General features: G+C 64.1%; 4 protein-coding genes and 1 rRNA gene. 1 reads left to right on the top strand and 4 read right to left on the bottom strand.

Annotation, left to right across the window (positions count from 1 at the left end; all coding sequences use genetic code 11):
- A 16S ribosomal RNA gene (locus ACZ9AQ_RS23925) occupies positions 1–1,010 on the bottom strand; the annotation flags it as partial.
- A gap of 574 nt (positions 1,011–1,584) precedes the next feature.
- On the opposite strand from ACZ9AQ_RS23925, the gene ACZ9AQ_RS23920 reads away from it, so the two are divergent.
- On the top strand, positions 1,585–3,702 hold the full coding sequence (locus ACZ9AQ_RS23920; protein WP_429207288.1) for a TonB-dependent receptor family protein: 2,118 nt from the start codon (positions 1,585–1,587) through the stop codon (positions 3,700–3,702).
- Here ACZ9AQ_RS23920 and ACZ9AQ_RS23915 read toward each other — a convergent pair.
- From ACZ9AQ_RS23915 to ACZ9AQ_RS23905, 3 genes are all read right to left on the bottom strand, one after another.
- On the bottom strand, positions 3,677–5,209 hold the full coding sequence (locus tag ACZ9AQ_RS23915; protein WP_429207286.1) for a DUF3482 domain-containing protein: 1,533 nt from the start codon (positions 5,207–5,209) through the stop codon (positions 3,677–3,679). The genes ACZ9AQ_RS23920 and ACZ9AQ_RS23915 overlap by 26 nt on opposite strands.
- Positions 5,206–6,681 (bottom strand): DUF2868 domain-containing protein, encoded by a 1,476-nt coding sequence (locus ACZ9AQ_RS23910; RefSeq protein ID WP_429207285.1) that lies wholly within the window; start codon positions 6,679–6,681, stop codon positions 5,206–5,208. The genes ACZ9AQ_RS23915 and ACZ9AQ_RS23910 overlap by 4 nt, the downstream gene beginning before the upstream one ends.
- Positions 6,682–6,843: 162 nt before the next feature.
- A complete protein-coding gene (locus ACZ9AQ_RS23905) occupies positions 6,844–7,296 on the bottom strand; it encodes a hypothetical protein (RefSeq protein ID WP_429207283.1) in 453 nt (150 codons plus the stop codon).
- Between the last annotated feature and the right edge of the window lie 380 nt (positions 7,297–7,676).

The following is a 7,676-nucleotide window of genomic DNA, read 5'->3' as shown; positions in this document are numbered from 1 at the left end:
ATCTCTCCGGCCTTCCGTACATGTCAAGGGTAGGTAAGGTTTTTCGCGTTGCATCGAATTAATCCACATCATCCACCGCTTGTGCGGGTCCCCGTCAATTCCTTTGAGTTTTAATCTTGCGACCGTACTCCCCAGGCGGTCTACTTCACGCGTTAGCTGCGTTACCAAGTTAATTAAAACCCGACAACTAGTAGACATCGTTTAGGGCGTGGACTACCAGGGTATCTAATCCTGTTTGCTCCCCACGCTTTCGTGCATGAGCGTCAATCTTGACCCAGGGGGCTGCCTTCGCCATCGGTGTTCCTCCACATCTCTACGCATTTCACTGCTACACGTGGAATTCTACCCCCCTCTGCCAGATTCTAGCCTTGCAGTCTCCAACGCAATTCCCAGGTTGAGCCCGGGGATTTCACGTCAGACTTACAAAACCGCCTGCGCACGCTTTACGCCCAGTAATTCCGATTAACGCTTGCACCCTACGTATTACCGCGGCTGCTGGCACGTAGTTAGCCGGTGCTTATTCTTCAGGTACCGTCATTAGTGGAGGATATTAGCCCCCACCGTTTCTTCCCTGACAAAAGAGCTTTACAACCCGAAGGCCTTCTTCACTCACGCGGCATTGCTGGATCAGGCTTGCGCCCATTGTCCAAAATTCCCCACTGCTGCCTCCCGTAGGAGTCTGGACCGTGTCTCAGTTCCAGTGTGGCTGGTCGTCCTCTCAGACCAGCTACTGATCGTCGCCTTGGTGAGCCTTTACCTCACCAACTAGCTAATCAGATATCGGCCGCTCCAGGAGCACAAGGCCCGAAGGTCCCCTGCTTTCATCCATAGATCGTATGCGGTATTAGCGTAACTTTCGCTACGTTATCCCCCACTCTTGGGTACGTTCCGATATATTACTCACCCGTTCGCCACTCGTCAGCGGAGCAAGCTCCCTGTTACCGTTCGACTTGCATGTGTAAAGCATGCCGCCAGCGTTCAATCTGAGCCAGGATCAAACTCTTCAGTTCAATCTCTGTTTGTTGACTCTTTCGAGTCATCGGCTATTGCTAGCCGAGTCGCTCACTCAAAATACTGACCGTCACTTCATTGCTGAAGCAACGTTTAATACTTTGTGCGAACATTTGATAATTTAAGTATGCAAGAACCGAAGTTCTTGGCACCTTCATCAAACGCCCACACTTATCGACTGTTAATTTTTAAAGAACTTTATCCGGTACTGCATCTGCCGTTTGCTTCGAAGCGTTGTGTTCGTCAGCAGCAGAGGAAAGAGAGTATGAAGTGTTTTTCGTTTTTCGTCAACCCCTCATTTCGCTTCGCCTCAGATTTCTCTGCAACCTTGCCAACGTAACCACTTGATTACGTTAACATTTTTCGGCCAGTGCCGAAGCGGAGGCGAACTATAGCAAACCCGGACAGGGTTGCGCAAGGGGCCCCGAACGAGACATGCCTCAGCCATTCACCCGTCCATCAGGTTGCTGGATTTTTTCCGTGCGCACGTAAGACTCCCTTGCAAGGTATATTCCTTGGCTGATTGGCAAGGCGCCTACCGTCCCGCGCTTGCTACGCACTCATGGAGAAAAAATGAAGCACACCGTCTTGCGCCGTACTGCGATCGCCGCCGTTTGCGCCTGCTGGCCCCTGGCAGCCCTCGCCGAAGAGATTCGCGACCCGATGAACGTGGTCGTGGTCAGCGGCACCCGCGCCGAACACACGAGTTTCGACCTGCCAGCCGCAATCGACGTGGTCGATGCCGCGCAGATCGGCGACACCCAGATGCGCGTCAATGCGTCCGAAGCACTGGTCGCCGTGCCGGGGATCGTGGTGCGCAATCGCGAGAACTATGCGCAAGACCTGCAGATCTCCTCGCGCGGCTTCGGCACCCGCTCCGCCTTCGGCGTGCGCGGCGTGCGCCTGGTGGCGGACGGCATCCCCGCCACCATGCCCGACGGCCAGGGTCAGGCCGCGACCTTCAACCTGGATCTGGCCGAGCGCATCGAAGTGCTGCGCGGCCCCATGTCCGCCCTGTATGGCAACCACTCCGGCGGCGTGGTCCAGCTCTTCACGCGCGAACCGACCGATACGCCCACGGTCGAAGCCAGCTTCACCGGCGGCAGCTATGGCCAGCGCAAGTTCGACACCAATGCTTCCGGCCGCAGCGGCGGCATCGGCTACCTGCTCGACGCCTCGCGTTTCGAGACCGACGGCTACCGCGATCACAGCGCGGCGACGCGCAAGCAGGCCTATGCCAAGCTGGTGGTCGAACCCTCGTCGACCAGCCGCCTGGTGCTGACCGCGAGCGGCCTGCGCCAGGACGATACGCAAGACCCGCTCGGCGTCACCTGGGCCACCTATCAGCGCGACCCGCGCGCGGGCGAGATCGACACGACCGATACCCAGACGCCCCAGCGCACGCTGGCCGATCGCTACGACACGCGCAAGAGCATCGACCACCAGCAGTTCGGCGCGACGTATGAACAGAGGTTCGGCGCCGACCGCCTGCAGGTGACCGCCTACGGCGGCAACCGCCGCGTCGTCCAGTACCAGTCGTTCTCGCGCGGCTTCCAGGCGCCGAGCAGCCACTCCGGCGGGGTGATCGACTTCGATCGCGATTTCTACGGCATCGACGCCAACTGGCGCGCGGTGCGCCAGCTCGCCGGCGGCACCATGCGCGCCACGGCCGGCCTGGAACTGGCGCGCTCGAAGGATGCGCGCCAGGGCTTCGAGAACTTCGTCGGCAATACCTTCGGCGTGAAGGGCAACCTGCGGCGCGACGAACAGAACGAGGTGACCAGCGTCGATCCGTACGTGCAGGTCGAGTGGGAGCGCGACCGCTGGGTGCTGAGCGGCGGCGTGCGCCACAGCCGCGTGGACTTCGACGTGAACGACCGCTACCTGTCCAATGGCGACGATAGCGGCGGCGCCGACTTCCGCCACACGACGCCGCTGGTGGGCGTGCTGTACAAGGTGTCGCCGACCCTGAACGTGTATGCCAGCGCGGCGCGCGGCTTCGAGACGCCGACGATGAACGAATCGTTTTACTCGGGCACGGGCGGCGGCTTCAACTTCGCCCTCGAACCGGCGATCGGCACCCATCTCGAAGCCGGCGTGAAGGCCATGGTGGCGAGCGGCGTGCGCGTGAACGCCGCGGTGTTCCAGGTGAAGACGAAGGACGAACTGGTGGTCGACGCCTCGTCGGGTGGACGCACCAGCTACCGCAATGCCAGCGCCACCTTGCGCCAGGGCGGCGAGTTGTCGGTGGACGCCGAACTCGGCGCCGGCTGGAACGCGCGCCTGGCCCTGAGCATGCTGCACGCGGTCTACGACGAAGCCTTTGGCGCGGTACCGAAAGGCAGCCGCCTGCCCGGCCTGCCGAAGACCAGCTTCTATGGTGAATTCGGCTGGAAGGAAGCGGCCGGCCGCTATGGCGCGGCGCTCGAGACCATCGCCAACAGCAAGGTGTACGCGGAAGACACCAACAGCGCCACGCCGGCGCCGGGCTATGCGATCGTCAACGCCCGCGTGCAGGCGAGCCAGCAGCTGGGCGGTTGGAAGCTGCGCCAGTTCGCGCGCCTGAACAACCTGTTCGACCGCGACTACGTGGGGTCCGTCATCGTGGGCGACACCAATCGCCGCTATTACGAAGCGGCGCCGGGCCGCAACTGGATCCTGGGCGTCAGCGCGCAGTACCAGTTCCGGTAACCGCGTCCTTGTCCGATGTCGGCGCTGCCGGCGCTGCCTGCGCCGGCGCGCCCGGCAGCGCGACGTCGGGATACAGGCGCTCGAGCGTCGCCGTCACCGCCGGCGCCAGCACCGCTTCGACCAGCCTGGTGGCGGCGCCCAGGTCCGGCGCTTCGCGCACCGCCTGCCACAGGCGATCCCCATCGATGCCGACCGCGCTCAGCGCCTGCTCGGCCTCGGCCTGCCAGAACGGCGGCGCCTCGCTCTCCACATAATTTCCCCTCCCCCTTCCGAAGTGCGCCACCGCCAGGTAGCGCAGCATGGCGCCCGTCAGCAGCGTCTGCAGGAAAGGATTGGCGAACTTCACATTGGCCTGGTTGCGGTCCGTGCCCTGGTTGAAACCCCAGGCCGCGCCGGCCGCGGTGATGCCGCCGGCGATCGCGCCCAACAGCGCGCCGGCGCCCAGGGTCAGGCCACCCGCCATCGCATCGGCCGACAGGCCGGTCGCCGCGCCCGACACCACCGCGCCGAGCAGCCCGGCCTGCGCCTTGTCCACCGGCGCGCGCACCGCGAAGTTCTCGCGCACGCGGGCGTTCACGTTCACCGCTTGCCCCGGATCGATGCGATACAGCGACAGCATGCGCGCGGTCGCGTGGTTGATGCCGTCGTTCAGGCGCTGCACCAGCGCCGCCATCGCGAGATCCTGGCGCCGCTGCTCGTCCTTGCCGATGCCGACCGCCTTCAGCGCCGTGCGCAGCATGCCGGTGCGTTCTTCGCCCAGCGGCTCGCTGTCGCGCGCCGCCGCCGCGATCTGCTCGGCGCTCATGTTGATGGCGCTCGCATAGCGCACGCGGTTGCGCTCGGCCCAGGCTGCCAGCAGGCGCGCGTAGGCGGGGCGCTTCTCCTCGTCGATCAGGCCCGCCACCGATTCATAGAACACGTGTTCATGCATCCAGCAGCGGGCAAAGGCGTCCAGCGGCAGCACTTCCTTCACCACCTGGTACTGCGCCAGGTGCTGCTTCCAGCGCTTGGGTTCGGCCAGCTCCTCCTGGGCCGGACGCGGCGGGCCGACCTGGTTGAGTAGCACGACCACCGGCTTGCCGAGCCATTCGAGGATCTTCATCTCGGGCGGCAGGTAACCGGCGTCCTGCGGCGATTCGGACGAGTTGACCAGATACAGCACAACGTCCGCCTCTTCCCTGGCCGCGCGCAGCGCCTGCTGGCTGAGCCAGAACGGGCGGTCGCGGTAACGGTCGAACACCTCGCGCAGGAACCAGCCGATCGGATTGCCGGCCAGCGCGAGCCGCTTGTGCAGGCGCACCGAATCGCCGAAGCCCGGCGTGTCCCACAACACCAGCGAATCACCCTCCTCAGTGCTCAGGAGCGGATAGCCTTCCGAGATCTGGGTGACGTGGGCGGCGTCGCGGATCTCGCCGACGTCCATCCCAACGAGGGTGCGCGCCAGCGTGGTCTTGCCGTTATTGGTGTGCGAAACCAGCGCGAACTGGATTTTTGCGGGCGCGATCATCGCAGCTCCAGGGCGAGGCCCGCGCCCAGTTCAAGCGGGTGCTTGTCGGGCTGGAGCAGGTTGACCACATGGGCCGAGGCGCCGTGGAAGCTGCAGAACTGGCGCCACAGCGCGTGGCGTTCGGCGACGCGCTCGCCGCCGACCTGTTCGCCGATGCGCTCGAGCAGCGGCGACTCGTCGAGCAGCACGGCCACGCCGCGCGGCACCCGCTTGACCAGATAGTCGAGCAGCGCGCCATGGTTTTCCTTCTCGGGCGTGGCGGCAAGGCTGAACAGCACCGTGGTCGCGGTGATGCCGGCCTCCTTCAGGGTCGTGTCGCGCAAGGCGTCCTTGAGCTCGACGCCATACCCTACCGGGGGCAGCAACTGCACCCGCGCCTGTCCGCCCAGGGCTGCGGCGGCAATCGCCCACAGGCCGCGGTCGCGCGGTTCGTCGAGCGTGTAGCTGTAGGGAATCACGCGCAGCACGGCCGGGGCGCCGGCGCCGATGCTGTCGGCCAGCTTGCGGTAATAAGGCTGGTCGAGATCGATCGGGAAGTGGCGTTTCAGATGGCGCGCACGCATGCCCGCGACCAGTGCCAGCACCAGGCGCGGCAGGATCACCAGTAGCAGCAGGGTCGCGCCATACAGGTGGACCCAACGGTCGCCGACCGGCAAGCCGGCGCCGCCGCCAAAGCGCAGCTGCTCGATCTCGGCCAACGTAAAGCCCTGCAGGAACGGGAACACGGTCAGCGAGGGTGTGAACAGCCATGACAGCAGCGTGTGCACCTGCTGCGCATCGAGGAAGGTGCTCTCCCATCCGGTGACGTATTCGGTGAGCAGGCCGCGCGCATACAGCGAGGCGACGGCGCCGAGCGCGAAGCCGGCGGCCGCCAGGTGGAAGGTACGGGCCAGGCGCGCGCGCGTGAGCGGCTCGCTCAGCACGGCCCAATCGGCCAGGTAGTGGGCGACGCCTTCGGCCAGCGCGGTCGGCAGCTTGCGCGGCGCGACCGCCTTGCCCACGCTCAGGCGGCGCAGCAGCGGCGTACCGCTCTTGCGCCGGCGCGCGGCGGGTACGATGGCCCAGACCAGCAGGCCAAGATAGACGAGCAGGTTCCAGGCGACGATCGCCAGCAGCGGCGCCGACAGCAGGTCGACGCGGTGCGGATCGGCGATGCGGTCGAGCGCGGCGCCAAGCACAAAGGCCAGGAATGGCAACGCGATCCAGATACCGCCCATGCCGGGAGCGCGCCGGGCGAAGGCGCCGAAGGCCGGCGTGCGTTCGCCCAGGCGCTTGAGGATCTGTTCCGCGCGTTGCTGCAGGAAGTGATGCTGGTTCACCGCCATATGGCTGTCCGCCGCCTGCCAGGCGGCGAGCTCGCGCGCACTGCGGGTGGCGAACATGCGATCGTCGTCGCTCAGAACCGTGTGGGCAACGTCGGCGTATTCAATCGAGCGCACCAGCACGACGTTGCGTGCGACCTGTTCGTTCATGCTTCTCCTATGGATGAAATGACAATGTCGTTAATGGCATTGTGCACCAGATTTACGTGGGCTGGCAGTGGGATGGCTCACCGTGTGTCCTGCTCCGATAACAAAAAACCCGGGCCAGGCCCGGGTCAGTTGTATTCGTGAACGCTCAAAGTCCTGGTTTTGTCAGCCCTTGCGCTTGCTGCCGGCATCCGACGCCGGTTCGTCAGGGCGCCCCTGCCGTTGCTGGTTGGCGGCGCCGTTGCCGGTTTGTCGCGATTTATCGGGACCGACCGGAGACTCCTGGGACCCGGCCTGCTGGTACTGCTCCATGCCGTGACCGGATTGCCGCGACTCGCCGAGGCGGTCCTGCTCGCCGCGCGCCTGCATACGCTGCGCCTGCTGGCGCGCGCTCCAGCCGCCGCTCTGCGAACCGGCGCCGGCGCGTTGGCCACGTCCAGACGAGTCCGCTTGCATGGATCCGGTGTTCCCCTTCGGGAAAGGCGTGTCGAGCCCGCCCGGCATGACGTAACCGGGCGCCCTCGACTGCAGGCTGCCCTCGGCAACCATCAACGTTTTTGGTTTTGCGATACCGCGTGCACGGTTGTCTCCGCCCTTGATCTTCTCTTTCGACTTCATTGCGATCCTCCGCTTACTGAACAAGAGCTTCGATCATGCGCGTGGGAGGACGGAGGAAGTATCAGAGAACGTTTCGGTGGACTGTGGGATTCGCCCTACGCAGCGCGTGCAACTGTTGTTGCGCAGTGCCCTGACCTGTGCTTCGCAAGGATATCCCTGATCGCGTTCACCACTTCGGCAGGGTTCTGGCGCTGCACCTGACGATCGGAATCGACGATGATCCTATTTGCTTTCGGATACATCCCACTGGCGAATTTCCTTGTCTTCAAGAGCGCGATCTAGACTGAAAAGCAAAAAACCCCACCAGGATCACCTGGTGGGGTTTTTCTATATAACTAGCCTGACGATAACCTACTTTCACACTGGTTGCAGCACTATCA

Source organism: Massilia sp. UYP34, assembly GCF_056279385.1.
The sequence above is the reverse complement of the archived record's forward strand: the minus strand, read 5'-3'. Positions and strand labels throughout refer to the sequence as shown.